This window comes from Vibrio sp. Scap24 (assembly GCF_013394185.1).
Classification (GTDB): Bacteria; Pseudomonadota; Gammaproteobacteria; order Enterobacterales; family Vibrionaceae; genus Vibrio; species Vibrio pomeroyi.
Genome location: NZ_CP041333.1, coordinates 1,389,100 through 1,405,477, shown reverse-complemented (window position 1 = coordinate 1,405,477; position 16,378 = coordinate 1,389,100). Strand labels below are relative to the sequence as shown.

Below are 16,378 nucleotides of genomic sequence, written 5' to 3'. Positions count from 1 at the left end.
CAAAAGCCCATATTCTATGGGCTTTTTTTTAACTTTTTTCCATAACAAGGAGCAGCAATGAGACGAATTCTAACACTCATTAGCATGGTAGCGGTGTTCACAGGATGTGCGAGTACCGTTGATAAAGCAGAGCCTGTAGCGCTGTACACACCGTTGACGCAAGTAGAAACCGTGAAGTTGTTTGTAGGCCAAGATCTGGGTGCAGTAGGTGGACTCGCTGACTATAACCAAGGTTATGTTGATTATTTTGGAGTACCGGCTGGCGTAACAATCTACACAGGGCTCTCGACGCTCGAAGGCTTGAATTCCAAGGTTAACTACGGTGCAGGAGACAACTACGCGTCACTGTATTTAAAAGATGATACCTTTGATGGCGTAGACATGGCTATTGGGCTTTACCTTGTTGATCAACTTGCTGCGATCAATAGCGGTGAACTTGATGGAAAAATTACCGAACTGGCTAAGTGGATAGGGCAATCTAAACGCACGGTCTATTTACGTGTTGGATACGAGTTCGAAGGTAGCTGGAATGGCTACAACGCCAATGCGTACCAAAAAGCGTATCGTCGCATTGTGGATGGGATGCGAGAAGAAGGCATCGACAACGTTCAGTTTGTTTGGCAATCAAGCGGCTACGAAGAGCAGCGCGAAAATCTTTTAAGTTATTACCCTGGTGATGATTACGTAGACTGGATGTCGTACTCGTATTTTAACCACGATCCGGATGAAGCGGGTAAAGAAATGCTGCGTCTTGCTCGCGAGAAAAATAAGCCAGTAATGATTGCTGAGCTAACACCACGTGGGTCTAACCTAATGTACGACGATGGCAAAGCGAGCTGGGATAATTGGTTCGTTCCTTTCTTAGGGCACCTAGAAAAGAACAGGGATGTCATTGGTATTATCGCCTACATTAATGCGCTGTGGGATGAGCAGCCTATGTGGCAAGGGCAAGGTTGGGGTGACACGCGTATTCAATCAAACCTATATCTATCGAACAAATGGCGACGCACTATTGTTCGCGAAGGTTGGGAAGTGAAGTCAACGGTTAAGCGCCCACCCATTTTTATTCTTCCTGATGATTATGAACAGCAGAAAGCAACACGTGTCGAACTAGCAAAAGACATGCTCCCTAACGATAACCAGTACCAAGCGGAAGATGCGACTCCATCAGGGAATGTACGAGTCTATACTGATGGCCAGGCGGTTGGCGGCAAAGGTATGGCGTACATCTATCAAGAAGGTGATGCACTGTCTTTCGGTGAAGTCGCTCAGTCAAACATGTTTGCTATTCGATATGCCTCTGAGCGCTCTGGGAAAATCGGCTTATTTGTTGACGGAAATAGAGCCTACGATATTGAGTTCGATGCTACTGGAACATGGGTAGGAAGCTACAACCTCGTTGAGTTTAAGGTAGAAATACCTAAAGGTGCTGAAGTCTCAATTCGATGGGAAAAAGGGGATGCAGCCCTAAATATTGATTACGTCGTCTTCGATAAAAGATAAACGTCATTGGCTAAGAGAAACGCCCCGCATATTAAGCGAGGCGTTGTTGTTTTTATCATTACCAAAAGCTAGAAATCGAGAACTGATTTTCTCATGAAAGTAGAAATCTTGTTGGGTATTGTTTAGATGACACATTATGTTCAAACGGAATAAGGTCGAGTTGAAAAACGAGTTTCGAATTGGCACTAAAAACATGGTTGAGCTTTCACTCTGCCTATACCTTAAAAATCTCTCACCTCATCGTTGATGGTGTTGGTGTTGGTGTTGGTGAAAATACCATAAGCTTGAATGACTCGATGCTAAGTCAATTTCGCAATGAACACTGTCTAACGGGGCTCTTTTTACTGTATTCCTGTTGTTCAAGTATCTTTCGATAGGTATCGATGTAGAGGCGATTCTGTTCTGTCCACTGAGCCAAGTTCATTGCGGGTTCTAATCAGTGCTGGATCAACGAGCCAAGGTAAAAACCACTTAAGTAAGGGGTAATAACACCGATGGTGATCGGTTTTTGGCCCATAAATTCGAGTCTCTATTTGCAATGATACATACAGTGAAGCGCATTTTTATCACCATTGTGAATTAGCAGGTTGATATTCATTTCGAATAGGGCAGTCAACCGGAAGTCTCTAAATGAAAAGCCACAGCGAGGCTGTGGCACTATCAGAAACCTAACTTCTAGATCGTAAACTGGTTTACCGTCTCCTGGTTGCTATCAGCAACAGATTGCAACCTATCGCAGTTGTTCTGGTTTTTTTTGCATAACGTTTCGATTTCCTTTGCACCTTCATTGAGTAGAAAAATGTTGTTAAGAAGGTCTTTAGTTGCGATGCTTTGTTGCTCTGCAGCGGAGCTTACTTGGATGCTCATATCACTAACTAGATTCAAATCACCTGTAACGATCGAGTAGAGTTCGCCCACCTCACGGGCATAGGTGGCACTTTGTTTGGACTCAATAACACAGTCTCTTATTTGGTCCACAATGGTTTCAATCTCATTGTTGAGGTTGGTGATAATCGTTTGGATATTAACTGTTGATGATTGGGTTTTTTCAGCGAGTTGACGAATCTCATTAGCGACAACTGAAAACCCGCGTCCATGCTCGCCAGCTCTTGCAGACTCTATGGCCGCATTTAGTGCTAACAAATTGGTTTGTTCTGAGATATTTTGAATTACGGAAAGTACTGTTTGTACATTTTTGCTTTCGACTAATAAGACCTCAATTCTAGAATTGCAGTCGACCAATTTTTTTTCAAGTGTTTGGATCGATGACAGACTGGCGTGCGTGACTTGTTGGCAGTTTTCTCCATTCTGACGGGTTCGCTCGACAGTACTCTGGGTGTTGCTTGCAAGCTGTGAGACATCATCAATAGCCATAGTCATCTGCTCTAAAGAAGAGCTCATAGTCGCGATATTAGTTGCTTGTTGATGTGTAATATCAACGGAAACATTGCTTTGTTTGGTAACTGAAGCTGTTGTATCGATCAGCGATTTTGAGCTGCTGTTTAGTAAACTTACGATGTGTGCGAGTTGTTCACGAACTTTATTTGTTGCCTCACCGAGTTGGCCAAACTCGCCTTTGTTTTCTAATAACTTCTGACCATCAAGTTTGCCTTGTGATATCTCGGTCAGCGAGGCTGACAACGATGCGATAGCACGACGTATTTTCAATGTTACAGCGGTGCTTGAAATGATTGAGATTACGAGTGTAATGGACAGCAAACCAAAGATTAACTTCGCGGCTGTAGAGGCGGATTCTTTTGTCGAGTTAATCGTGACCTGTGTTTGGGCCATCAAGACATGTTGTACATCGAGCAGCGTTGATTTGAGAAGCGCGTTGACATCTTTAAGTGTGGCTTTTTTCTCAAAGGCGAGAGATTGAAGTTCTAGCTTTTTAAAATGCTGGGAAAGTACCCCGTCGTCGTCAGAGATAGCGGCATTAAGAGGAGCAAGCATTGTTGAAACAGAGTCAGCGACCTCTGGTGATTTTTTGCCTAAGTATGCGATCTTCTTTTCGAGTAACCGAACGTGCCTTTCAAGGTTAGATTTGATGATCCAAACCTCATCCAGTGTAGTTTGAATAAGAATTCGACGTACGAGTTTGTCAGCGGCATCCGTCTGGAATTTCAAGAATTGAATGTCACGCTCTCTTAGGTTTTCGTTAGCGGAAAGCTTGTTGATCGAAGCCCCCAGCTGCGCTGAGTTTTGATCGTAAAGAATAGCGCTGACTTGAGCATTTCGTTCTGTGATTGCGGCTTCTTTAGTGCTTTGAATTTGCTGAATCACTGTCGGTTTAAAAGAATCTAAAGCTTCCAGTAATTGCGCTTTAGTTTCTGATTCTAGCTTTGAGAGAATAATATTAAACTGGCTACTTTCTAAATCATCAGCTATTTTTTCTAATGCTTCTACGACATCGATCTCTTTTACTAGTATTGCTTCACTAGCTTGTAAGGAATCGTCTCTTAAGGCCTCGATGGGGCTATATAATAAAGATATATTGGTTGCGTCTAATAAAGAGGACTGAAGAGTGGAAAAGTAATTTAAAGGTTTTAGTACTTGATCTTCAACATAATCTAACTGTTTGATTATTTTAGTTGAATGGCTAAATGAGGTGAATGATAAAATACAGACTAAAGTCGAGATAATAATAAACACCAAGATTATTTGTTTTATAACTGATTGATACATAAGTGATATATCCAAAATCAACGTGCCTAATAGTCTATTTTTAAATGACTCTACATAATGTGATTTGAAGCGTTTTTCATTTATATTTCATTGACGAGGATCTCAAATATTAATTTGTGGTATCTTGAGGTGATTTTATTTTTAATATTGTGTGTATTTGATTTTAGGGCTGTGTATTGTTCAATTTTCTTATTCTTTGTGAGAGCCAAGTCGCCTGTTTATGACATGTCAAGTGTTCTCCTTCTGAAAAATAATATTACATAATATCATTGTGTGATTTTATAATTGATATTTAACACCTTCTTTTTATCCTAGTTGTTGTAAATGCAAAGGAAAGATATATGCACCGCAATAATCAAAGGATAAAGGTTTATGAATAAAAACGATTTTAGACTGCATGAAATAGCTCTATTGTCTTTTTCGTTATTTTCCGCCATGGCGAGTGCCGAGATCACCACTGCAATTGAAAGTGGAAGTCCCGGGACAGTTACGGCAGAAGATGGTGGCTGGACCGGAAATTGGAGTTACCTCTGTGTTGATGACCACTGTGCGTCGGCGCAGCTAGTCAACGGTTTTTGGCAAAGGCAAGTGACTGAAAAAAATGTCATTTCAGGTCAAACGTACAAAGTCCAATTGAAAGTGCAAGATAACACACTGTCACAATACATTTCTCCAGAGTACCTCTTAACAGCCGACGAGGGCTCATCTGGCGGTGGTGGTACTGAACCACCCGTTGATGGCCAAGCGCCGACCGTCGATATCTCCATCACACCAAGCTCACCAAGAGTGGGTGAAACGGTACAAGTCTCGGTTCAAGCAGGCAGTGAATCGAACGCAATTAACCAACTAATTCTTCAGATAACAGCACCATCTGGGCAAGTTATTTCGACTACCGACTACCCGAATGCGAGCGCACAGCAGTCGTTTGTAGCGGAAGATCAAGGCGGGTACCAAGTGCTTGCAACGGCAACCGATACTCAAGGTGAGAGCACGCAAAGAGTCGCAACCGTTAATGTAAGGCAGGACGTGGTTGCTGGTAATAGTGTTGTCACGCATGAAATTGCAGAGCGTTATCGTGTGCGTCACGAACTTTCTACTAATGACTTTAATAATTTCAATATTGAATACTGGGAAGGTCGTTTTGGCTCTTTCGTATTGCAAGACTATACGTTACAGGAAGCAGCAAGCTTAAGACAGCAAGCGTGTGGGACAACCGAACCTTGTGTTGTCGTCACGTTATCAAGTGCCATTCCAATGGCTATGACAGATTCCGCGGGCAGCGAAAAGTCGTGTAATCAACAGTCGCCTAACTGGCGGTATCATAAATATTATGGTGACGAGACGAATTTCGAATATGGCTATGTCATGGATGTAGTTTTGCCTGATGGTCGAATCGTCCCCGCTTGTGAAGCGAGTCGTTCTCAGCGCGCTTCGGCAACCACTTGGCGCGCAGTGATGCAGCGCTGGCAACATATCAATCGCCCTTTCGTCGCTGGCGAGCAGATTGAATTCGAGACCACGATAAGCTTTAATCGAGCGCAAACGACAGGCGATAATGTCAACTACTACGGACAGACTTTTAAGTATGTTCTGGGGCAAGGTTTAACGGTCAATAATCGTGATTCGGCCTCTGGGCCTACGGGCATCAATGATAGCTTTGCGCAATTAGGCGGGTATACAACGGTGCCTCAGCTCTCAGCAACGGGCGGGCAACAGCAACGTCTAAGCTTCATGCAGCATGCCTATAACCTCGACCGAAATAACGTTCAGCCTTGGTTAGATGGCCGCCGCCTAATTCATACAGATTTTAATACGGGTAACCACGTGGAAGAGTTTTTACCAGGCCCACAAGCGATAAACGGAAATCTCCCGTTCCCTGAGCTGGCTGGTATCGCTTCTAATCCAATTCAACCGAGCTGTACCCAGTGTCATACCTTGAATGGTGTGGGTGTGATGCAAGATCGTCAAGATGTTGTGCCACCGAAAATGATTGGTATGGGTCTGCTTGAGAACATTCCTCAAAATACGATTGAGCAATGGGCGCAAGAGAATGGGGGTACGGTTAATTACGTCACGGTCGAAGGACAAGAGCGTGTCGGCCGATTTGGTTGGAGAGCGGAAGCAACCTCCGTTAGGCACCAAGTAGCTAAAGCTCTACACGACGATATGGGTATTGGCACCAACTTTGAAGGGTTTGAACCTGCAACATTAGCAGATCAACACCTTGATGATATGGAAACGTACACAAAGCTGATTGCGGTACCAACACCTCGTAGTAACCTGACCACGCTACCTGGACATGACCGATTCCAAGAGTTCGGCTGTGACAGTTGCCATAAACTTACTGTGGTGACGGGAACTGATCCTGATTTTCCAGAGCTGAGTAACCAAACCATTCACCCGTACACCGACTTGCTGCTCCATGATTTGGGCGAGGGGCAATTCCGAACTGCGCCGTTATGGGGGATAGGTTTAACTGGGTACGTACAAAGTGGCAATACCAATGCGTTAACACTCATGCATGACGGTCAAGCAGCGAGCGTTGAGGCCGTGATGCAGCGACACAATGGGGATGCGGCTGACCAATCGTCTGCATACTTCAGTGCCACACCACAACAACGTGAGCAGTTGATTGCTTACCTAATGGCTCTATAGCACGCCAAAAACGCTTCATGTTATTGATCATGAAGCGTTTAGTCGCGTGATTTATCTGTCCGATTCTCAAAGAGTTTTTGTCGTTAGTATCAGTGTGGAAGCTTTGTCGTCAAGGTACGCATGGTGCACACGTCGTTGTTCTAAAAAGCTCGATTTTTAATCGTCGATACTCATAAGGAAGAAATTCGATGAAAAAACTAGCAAAAATGATCTCTGTTGCAACGTTAGGTGCCTGTGCATTTCAGGCTCATGCCCTTGATGGAAAACTTGTACCAGACCAAGGAATCCTGGTTTCTGTCGGTCAAGACGTAGACAGTGTGAATGACTACAGCAGTGCAATGGGCACAACACCCGCTGGAGTGACAAACTACGTAGGTATTGTAAATCTTGATGGTTTATCAACGGATGCCGATGCCGGAGCCGGTAGAAACAACATCGTTGAGTTAGCGAATCAGTACCCAACAAGCGCATTGATCGTTGGTGTGTCCATGAATGGCGAAGTGCAGAATGTCGCTAATGGCCAGTACAACGCTAATATCGACACCTTGATTCGAACGCTTGGTGAATTCGATAGGCCTGTTTATTTACGTTGGGCCTATGAAGTCGATGGTCCATGGAATGGGCACAACACCGAGGATTTAAAACAAAGCTTTAGAAATGTGTATCAACGCATTCGCGAACTTGGCTATGCAGATAATATCTCAATGGTTTGGCAGGTTGCGTCATATTGTCCTACTGCCCCAGGCCAACTGGGTACTTGGTGGCCTGGTGATGATGTGGTGGATTGGGTAGGTTTGTCTTATTTTGCCCCGCAAGATTGTAACTGGGACCGTGTAAATGAAGCGGCTCAATGGGCGCGTTCTCATAACAAACCTCTGTTCATTAATGAGTCGAGCCCTCAGCGATACCAGCTTGCAGACCTGACTTACTCTACTGACCCTGCGAAAGGTACTAATCGCCAAGCGAAAACAGATCAACAAATTTGGTCTGAGTGGTTTGAACCCTTTTTCCAGTTCATGGTAGACAATCAAGATATCTTGAAGGGCTTTACTTACATTAATGCTGACTGGGATAGTCAGTGGCGATGGGCTGCACCATATAACGAAGGCTATTGGGGTGACAGTCGAGTGCAAGTTATTCCATACATCAAACAGAAGTGGCAAGAAACATTGTCAGATCCTAAGTTTATTCGACATTCAGATGAATTGTTTGCTCAGCTCGGGTATGGCAATTCAGACGGAGGTAATGGTGGTGACAACGGCGGTGATAACGGCGGTGATAACGGCGGTGATAACGGAGGCGAGACACCTGAAAATTGTACTGATGACTTTAACTTCAATTATGTCTCAGATAATGAAATAGAGGTCTACCATGTGGATAAAGGCTGGAGTGCTGGTTGGAATTATCTGTGTTTAGATGATTATTGTTTATCTGGAACTAAGTCAAACGGTGCGTTCAGCCGCTCTTTTTCTGCCCAGTTAGGGCAAACCTACAAGATGACATTTAAGGTAGAAGACATCACGGGACAAGGTCAGCAGATCATAGACAAAACAGTGACGTTCACAAATCAAGTATGTAACTAGTCTCCGGGTTTCGTTACGACAAATAAAAACCCGGCTATAGTTGCCGGGTTTTTCTTGGATTAATGATTAAGCGACAGGTTCATCCCATAGGTTTTCTAGCGTATAAGGGCTGCCTTCTAATGCCCAGAATTCGCCAGCTAGGTAGCGGTAGTTAAGGTCTAGCTTCTGTATATCAGCCATGTTTTCCGTTGTCAGGTTCACTTCCTGAGCGTTGAGGTTAAGCTGCTGTCGCTCTGGGTTTGCAGACTTAGGGATCATGACAATGTTTCGCTGTAAACCCCATGCAATCAACACTTGTGCCGGAGTCACTGAATGCTCATTGGCAATGGATTGGATAAGAGGGTGATCTAGGAGGGTTGGCTCATTCTCACTTGTGAGCAGTTCAGGTCGGTCTCCAGATCCTAACGGCGCATAAGCGGTTACCGCAATTCCTTGTGAGTGGCAGTAGTCGATAAGCTCTTGCTGCTGTAGGTAGGGGTGCATCTCAACTTGGTTCATTATCGGTTGGATTAAACAGTTGCCTTTTAAATGGTGCAGCTTTTTAGCACTGAAATTGGAGACACCAAGATCTTTTACCAACCCTTTGATGTGTGCTTCTTCCATTGCTTCCCATGTCTTTTCCAAAGGAAGGTCGTCTAACGACACAAAATCATCCCCTTTCTCTGGAAATCCAACACCTTTTTTAAGCGCGACAGGCCAGTGCATTAAATAGAGGTCGAGATAGTCCAATTTAAGATCAGCCAATGTCTGCTTGAGGCTAGGCATTACATCTTCTGGAAAATGGTGGGCATTCCAGAGTTTCGAAGTTATAAACAGTTCTTCACGTGTTACTTCCTCATCGTGCATAGCATCGACTAGAGCATCGCCAATCTCTTTTTCATTGCCGTAGCCAGGGGCACAGTCAAAATGTCTGTAGCCAAGCTTGATGGCGCTACGAACCGCTTCGTAAGTTTGTCCGGGTTCATCCGCTTTCCAAGTTCCAAGCCCTACTTGAGGAATGGTTGCTCCAGATTGAAGTGCGATATCGGTAATGTTAGACATGAGTTCTCCTTGTTCGTGTGTCCATTAGTCGTTTAAAAACCTTTAGGTAATTCACCGGGTTCAATTTCTCGGATGACGGTAGCTGGGTTGCCTACTGCAATACAGTTTTTGGGAATATCTTTGGTCACGACAGAGCCAGCGCCGATGACGCTACCCGCTCCGATAGTGACTCCCGCCAAGACAACGGTGTGACCGCCAATCCAAACGTCGTCTTCAATCGTGATAGGGGCTGGGTAATCAAGCCGAACGCCACTGTGTGTTTTTCGAGTTTCAGGGCACAAGCCATGATTGATAGAGAACAGACTCACGTTGGGCGCAATCATTACACGAGAGCCAATACGGATAGGCCCACTGTTCACCAAGGTAAAGTTAGAGTTAATGAACACATCGTCGCCAATGGTGACGTTTTCCCCGTAATCGACCGTGAGTGGCGGTGATACCTCTAAGTTTTTGCCAACGTTTAGAAATAGTTGGTCTAATAATGTGCTTCGTAAGCCTTGTTCTGTAGGGAGGGTTTGGTTGAATTGATGTGTGATTTGTCGTGTTATCAAGCGACGTGATTTTAAATCCTCGTCCCAGACGTTAAAACGTTCACCCTTTATCATCTTCTGAAACTGTTCCGCCATGTCTGTCCCTCTATAAATTTTTAACCAGTATATCGAGGTGACGTAGCGTGAACGTGACAACTCATTTAAAAGCTAAATTAGGTTAATGGGTCAAGAAAAATCGTAAATTTTGATGGAGGGTTTGATATTAAGGGGGGAGGTATTTGACCCGATATGATGGTGACCAAAGTATGGTTTGGCTCTTTGTTATTTGAATAATAAATTGAAGAAAACCTCATACCGCAGCAAATTGAATGTGCAGTATGAGGGGATTAATTTATCGCGAGAGCGAACCGATAAGGTAGAGTATTAACAAGAGCTTAATGCTCTAGGTACTCAAAGTAGTCAAAATCAGCATGGCGTTTCTGCCCTGTGATATCAGCAACAAATAGTGCTGCGAAGCTTCCTGTGAAACGGAAAATATCAGGACCGCCTTCATCTGACAGCGGTGTGCTGTTTAAGGCTGGGCCAATCTCATACCAGTCGACGCCATCCAGTGAGTAACTATATTGATACCATTGAGTTTTGAGCTCTAATCTCATGTAGACCGTATCTGCATCACCGATAACGACATCGTTAGAGTATTCACCGTAAACATCATTGATGTTACCGACAACTTGTAAAACACGTTCGCCTAGATCATTGGCAGTCATTTTTAGAAAGTAATGCCCATTACGTGCGTAATAAGCACATAACCCTGCCATTTCATAAGGTGTGTTCGGCTTGAACTCAAGCTTGGTTTCTACTGTTGCATTGTGCGCTTGGAATCGGCGAGCAACCATGCTTTGTTCGTAACGGGAATATAAATAGTGGCGTCCTTTCAGACGTAAGAATCCTGGTCGCTCGCTTAACGACAGCCATTTTTCAGATACTGGCTCTCGTAAGGTTTGATAATCAAGGCTCAACGTTGGGTCGATAAATTCGTCTCGAGCCGGAGATTCAGGCCAAGGGTGTAAAGGAAGGTTTGGTGCTTCCACTTCAACAACAGGTGTTTTACCTGTTGTGATGTATGGCCAATCGTCTTGCCAGTGTGCTTTTTGTAGCGCACTTTCTCGGCCTAAGATTGAGAAGCCATTGTCGTATTTAGGCATAAATTGATAGCCTTCCGGGTTTGGAATACGGCGGCCACACAGGTGGCTCATATACCATTCACCGGTTTGAGTCTCAACTAGAAAGCCGTGACCTGCACGTGAAAGCTCTGCGTGTTCTTGGAAACGACTGGTCAGGATAGGATTTTCTGGGTGAACTTCATAAGGTCCCCAGATGTGCTTGGAACGACAAACCGTTACCGCGTGATTGCGCTCTGTACCACCTTCCGCTGTTATCAGGTAATAATAGTCATCCTTTTTAAGCAGTTGTGGGCCTTCAGTACAACCGAGCTCGGTCCCTTCGAAGACGGTCTTGGGTGCGCCAACAAGCTTACCTTCATCGGCATCAAACTCTTGCATGATGATACCGCCAAAGAAGTTAGTCTTTGCACGGCCATCCCAAATCATGTTGAGCATGTATTTCTTGCCATCGTCATCATGGAACAGAGAAGGATCAAAGCCGTAATTACCAATCGGAACAGGCTCACTCCATGGACCTTCAATGCTGTCAGCTGTCACAACATAACTAGGCGTCGCCATCCAGTTACCACCGCGACATGAGTGGACATTCGAGAAGCACAGCCAGAATGTGCCGTCAGAATAAGTTAGGGCAGGGGCGTAAACGCCTTCGGAATTATCCATGCCCATCATGTTCAGTTGTGAGGTTCTAGTTAAGGCGTGACCAACAAGGCGCCAGTTAATCAGATCGCGTGAATGATGAAGTTGAATCCCCGGAAACCACTCGAAGGTTGAGGTTGCAATGTAGTAATCGTCGCCGACACGAACAATCGAAGGATCTGGATTAAAGCCTTTTAAAATAGGGTTCTGAATCGTAGTTGTCATAATTTTTCCAGACGGTAGGGTAATAAAAAAGCCCAAGTATATGAATTAGTATACTTGGGCTTTGTTCAAGACATCATCACTTACTTGTAGATGAAGCCATTTACAACGTTCTCTAAGTATTCTTGACGACCAGATTCTTTAACTGGGTTGATGTTCGTCTCTTCAGTAAACGCCGCTAGACCAGCAAGAGAAAGGTCACCTTTTAGGATCTTCTGACCTAGGTCATCATTCCAACCTGCGTAACGCTCAGCGATGTTTTTAGACAGCACATCATTTTCGATCATGTTAGCTGCACGCTCTAGCGATAGTGCCATAGTATCCATGCCGCCGATGTGACCGTGGAACAAGTCTTCTAATTCTGTAGAAGGACGACGAACACGAGCATCAAAGTTGAAGCCACCTGTTGTAAAGCCGCCAGCTTTTAGGATTTCGTACATAACTAACGTGTTTTCTTCAACGCTGTTCGGGAATTGGTCAGTATCCCAACCTAGTTGTGGGTCACCACGGTTAGCATCGATTGAACCAAATAAGCCAAGTGATGTAGCGGTTGCAACTTCATGGTGGAAGCTGTGACCCGCAAGCGTTGCGTGGTTTGCTTCAATGTTTACTTTGATCTCGTTCTCTAGACCAAACTGCTTCAAGAAGCCGTAAACGGTCGCGGTGTCGTAATCGTATTGGTGCTTAGTCGGCTCTTGAGGTTTTGGTTCAATAAGAATCGAACCTTTAAAGCCAATCTTATGCTTATGTTCAACAACCATTTGCATCAAGCGACCCAATTGCTCACGCTCTTGACGAAGGTCGGTATTGAGTAATGTTTCGTAACCTTCACGACCACCCCATAATACGTAGTTTTCGCCGCCTAAACGTTGCGTTGCACCCATAGCATTGAAGATTTGAGTTGCTGCATAAGCAAATACTTTTGGATCTGGGTTTGTGCCAGCACCTGCCATGTAACGAGCGTTTGAGAATGCATTTGCAGTACCCCAAAGTAGCTTCATGCCAGTTTCTTCTTGTTTCTGCTCTAGAACATCAACCATTGTTTGGAAGTTGTTGATGTACTCTTTGATTGAATTGCCTTCAGGCGCAACGTCAGTATCGTGGAAGCAGTAGTAAGGTACGCCGAGCTTAGTAAAGAACTCAAATGCCGCGTCAGCCTTCATGAGTGCTTGCTCCATTGGATCCGCAGCATTTAACCAAGCGTGTTCGAATGTACCATCACCAAAGATATCGGCACCGCCCCAGCGGAAGTTGTGCCAATAACATGCAGCAAAGCGTAGGTGCTCTGCCATGCTCTTACCCAGAATCATTTTGTCTGCGTCGTAGTGACGGAAAGCAAGTGGGTTTGTAGACTCAGCGCCTTCAAAGTTGATTTTATTGATGTTTTTGAAAAATTCAGTCATATCCAAAATTCCGATTAATGTAGTGGACCTCGTTCGCTATCTATATTTTATGTTTTCACGTTCGCCATCAATTACGTTTTTTGATACCAAAATTCTTCTATTTATCAAACGTGCACTACATCTCAAAATACACCTAGATTATTCGTTTTTCTGAAGTTTTAGTTTTTTAAATTGTTGATTTTAAATTGATTTTATTTTTTTTAGTGTTTTGTTTTCTGAGCGCTATCACATATAATAAATATCGTAACTTGATTATTAATTTGAACAAATTGATTAAAATTCGCAGTGCTGAAAAATAAAGGGATACAAAACTGTACCCGGAGAAAAAATATAATGAATGACATTAAGTTATCAATTAGGGAAAAAGTCGCCTACGGATTAGGCGATACCGGCTGTAACTTTGTGTGGCAAACCGTCATGCTCTTTTTAGCTTATTTCTATACTGATATTTATGGTTTATCGCCTGCCCATATGGGCACAATGTTCTTACTTGTTCGATTTATTGATGCGGTTACTGACCCAATAATGGGCTCTATCGTTGATAGAACCAAATCTAAACACGGTCGTTACCGCCCATATCTGCTTTGGATCGCTATTCCGTTTGGCGCTGCGTGTATGTTTGCTTTCTATACACCTGACCTAGGGCCAATAGGGAAAATCGCTTACGCATATGCGTCATATATCTTCTTAACGCTTATGTACACGGCGATTAACGTTCCTTACTGTGCAATGGCTAATGCCATGACTAACTGCTCTAAAGAGCGCACATCATTACAATCGTACCGTTTTGCACTCAGCACGGCTGGTGGTTTAGTGGTAGCTATGGTTGCTTTGCCGTTGGTTGATGTTATTGGTCAAGGTGACGTCCAAAAAGGTTACGTTGGCGCGATGGCTATCATGGGCGTGGGTGCCATTGTCTTGTTCTTTGTTAGCTTCGCAAATACTAAAGAGCGTTGCGTACCTGAAGAAGAGATTAAGCAGTCGGTATGGAAAGACTTAAAGCTTCTCATGCAAAACAACCAATGGCGTGTGCTGTTCATTGTTAACGTGATTTTGCTAACAGGTATCGTACTAAAAGGCGCGTCGACAATGTACTACGTGAACACAGTAATGGGGCGTGCCGACTTAGCAACGATCTTTATGGTGTCGGGTATGTTGGCAAACATTGTGGGTGCAATAGGTTCTGCTCCACTTCTAGGTAACTACGATAAACCTAAGGTATACCGCGTGTTGATTGTCGTTTCTGGCTTCTTATCTGCACTTCTTTACCTGGTTGATCCAACGAATATCTACATGGTGTTTGCGTTAGTCATTTTACTTGGTGTTATTCAAATGAGTACGACTCCAATTCTTTGGAGCATGATGTCAGATGTGGTGGATTACGAGAAAACACGCAGTAATCGTTCACTGAGTGGCATGGTGTTCTCAACCAACTTATTCGCAATCAAATTGGGCATCGCGATTGGTGGTGCGTCAGTAGGTTGGATTTTGGCAGCATCCGGTTACGTGGGCGGTGCAGAGGTTCAGACGGCTGAAGCGGTGACTGCTATCAACCTACTATATACGGTTATTCCAGGTGTGATTTTTGCTTCTCTAGCGGTCTTCATGGCTTTCTACCACTTAGATAACCAGAAGCTTGATCAAATCAAAGCACTTCTTGCTTTGGATTCGAAAGAGAACGCTGAACGTAAGCCTGTGGCACATAATGCTGAATTAGGCTAAATGCTAGCTAACACATGTCTAGCTTGATCCTAATTCATTGTTAACCAAGCAATGATGAGTATCTAATGCCTCACTCGATAGTGGGGCATTTTTGAATGAATACTTGCAAATTAGAGGCATCAACTTGAAAACTCTATTGTTACTACTTGATAGTATGATTTATTACGACCGCCAAATATTGAAGGGTATTAAGGCCAAACTGGATGAAACGAACCTCAATGTGGAGCTTCATTTAGAGTGCTCTTCAAACCTAGATTACATTCTTTCAAGGTCGTGGGATTACGTTATAGCTGATTATGACAAGCCTAACATCAACCATATTGTAGATAGCTTATCGGCTAAAATCGTGGTCTTTAGTAATCATCAACTCACTTCATTTCCGTCACACGTGTCGTCGATAGTGCTCGACAACCGAGGTTTGGCTCAAACGGCTTTGCAAGGTCTGAAAAAAGCCGGATTTAGTCGAGTGGCGTATTACTCTAATCAGCAAGATAGTGTGTCTCCTTGGAGTAAAGAGCGCCATATTGGCTTTAAGCATAGCGCGTCATCTTTCGGGTTAGAATTCGTAGATTCGGTTGAGTGTGCCATTACTGATCAAGACTTTCCACTCGGTGTGTATTGCTCATCCGATCGCTCTGCAAGGCGATTGGCTAATCTATGTAGGAATTTGGGAATTGAGGTTCCAAAGCACGTTTCTATTATCGGCAATGATTATGATGATACAGAAAGGATGTTGTCTCCGATGCCATTAAGTTCGGTGGAACTGAACTCCGTAGACTTAGGCAAATTGTGCATCGAAGTGTTGCAAAAGGTGCTTCGCTTTAATCGCGTGCAAAGGGCAAGTTTTAGCTCTTATAAGCTTATTCACGGCAGAACGACACCAGACATTACAGAGTTGGATCAAATGGTGATCAAAGCGGAAGGGTATATGAGGAACAACTTTCATCAGAATATGAAGATAAAACAAGTTACTGACTACTGTCGTATTTCTCGCAAGACTCTAGATACGCGTTTCGTTATTGCACATGGTGTAACAGCTCACCAATTTGTCACACAATTGCGTCTAAACAGAGCGAAAGATCTTCTCGCTTCTACTACCGAGAAATTGGATGCGATTGCCAAACAGTGTGGTTACCCTGGGCAATCTTACCTCTCACAAGTGTTTATTAAGCAGTTAGGTGTTTCGCCCAATAAATACAGACTGAATGCGAACAGCATTGGCATGATTGCGGAATAAGGCGACGCATAAGCGA

General features: G+C 43.9%; 10 protein-coding genes. 5 read left to right on the top strand and 5 right to left on the bottom strand.

Going from position 1 to position 16,378, the window contains the following annotated elements; translation table 11 throughout:
* Positions 1 to 57: 57 nt before the first annotated feature.
* On the top strand, positions 58 to 1,503 hold the full coding sequence (locus FLM53_RS21675) for a glycosyl hydrolase (RefSeq protein WP_176679450.1): 1,446 nt from the start codon (positions 58 to 60) through the stop codon (positions 1,501 to 1,503).
* A gap of 675 nt (positions 1,504 to 2,178) precedes the next feature.
* Here FLM53_RS21675 and FLM53_RS21670 read toward each other — a convergent pair.
* A complete protein-coding gene (locus FLM53_RS21670) occupies positions 2,179 to 4,188 on the bottom strand; it encodes a methyl-accepting chemotaxis protein (protein WP_176679451.1) in 2,010 nt (669 codons plus the stop codon).
* A 372-nt stretch (positions 4,189 to 4,560) separates the two neighbouring features.
* Between FLM53_RS21670 and FLM53_RS21665 the strand changes: the two genes are divergently transcribed.
* On the top strand, positions 4,561 to 6,843 hold the full coding sequence (locus FLM53_RS21665) for a di-heme oxidoredictase family protein (RefSeq protein WP_176679452.1): 2,283 nt from the start codon (positions 4,561 to 4,563) through the stop codon (positions 6,841 to 6,843).
* 188 nt (positions 6,844 to 7,031) lie between these two features.
* Positions 7,032 to 8,426 (top strand): family 31 carbohydrate-binding protein, encoded by a 1,395-nt coding sequence (locus FLM53_RS21660; RefSeq protein WP_176679453.1) that lies wholly within the window; start codon positions 7,032 to 7,034, stop codon positions 8,424 to 8,426.
* A gap of 66 nt (positions 8,427 to 8,492) precedes the next feature.
* Here the strand turns inward: FLM53_RS21660 and FLM53_RS21655 are convergent, their stop codons facing one another.
* The 4 genes from FLM53_RS21655 to xylA all read right to left on the bottom strand — a co-directional run bounded on the left by FLM53_RS21655 (position 8,493) and on the right by xylA (position 13,403).
* Positions 8,493 to 9,467 (bottom strand): aldo/keto reductase, encoded by a 975-nt coding sequence (locus FLM53_RS21655; protein ID WP_176679454.1) that lies wholly within the window; start codon positions 9,465 to 9,467, stop codon positions 8,493 to 8,495.
* Positions 9,468 to 9,499: 32 nt separating this feature from the next.
* Positions 9,500 to 10,093: a sugar O-acetyltransferase gene (locus FLM53_RS21650; protein WP_218113445.1), complete on the bottom strand. Its 594-nt coding sequence runs from the start codon at positions 10,091 to 10,093 to the stop codon at positions 9,500 to 9,502.
* A 299-nt stretch (positions 10,094 to 10,392) separates the two neighbouring features.
* Entirely contained in the window at positions 10,393 to 12,003 is a 1,611-nt protein-coding gene (locus FLM53_RS21645; protein WP_176679455.1) for a glycoside hydrolase family 43 protein, read from the bottom strand.
* An 80-nt stretch (positions 12,004 to 12,083) separates the two neighbouring features.
* Complete coding sequence (gene xylA, locus FLM53_RS21640; RefSeq protein WP_176679456.1) at positions 12,084 to 13,403, bottom strand: xylose isomerase; 1,320 nt, start codon at positions 13,401 to 13,403, stop codon at positions 12,084 to 12,086.
* Positions 13,404 to 13,736: 333 nt separating this feature from the next.
* Here xylA and FLM53_RS21635 point away from each other — a divergent pair, with 333 nt between their 5' ends.
* The gene (locus FLM53_RS21635) at positions 13,737 to 15,125 is read left to right on the top strand and encodes a glycoside-pentoside-hexuronide (GPH):cation symporter (protein ID WP_176679457.1); all 1,389 of its coding nucleotides are present in this window, start codon (positions 13,737 to 13,739) and stop codon (positions 15,123 to 15,125) included.
* 124 nt (positions 15,126 to 15,249) lie between these two features.
* Complete coding sequence (locus FLM53_RS21630) at positions 15,250 to 16,362, top strand: substrate-binding domain-containing protein (RefSeq protein WP_176679458.1); 1,113 nt, start codon at positions 15,250 to 15,252, stop codon at positions 16,360 to 16,362.
* Positions 16,363 to 16,378: the final 16 nt, after the last annotated feature.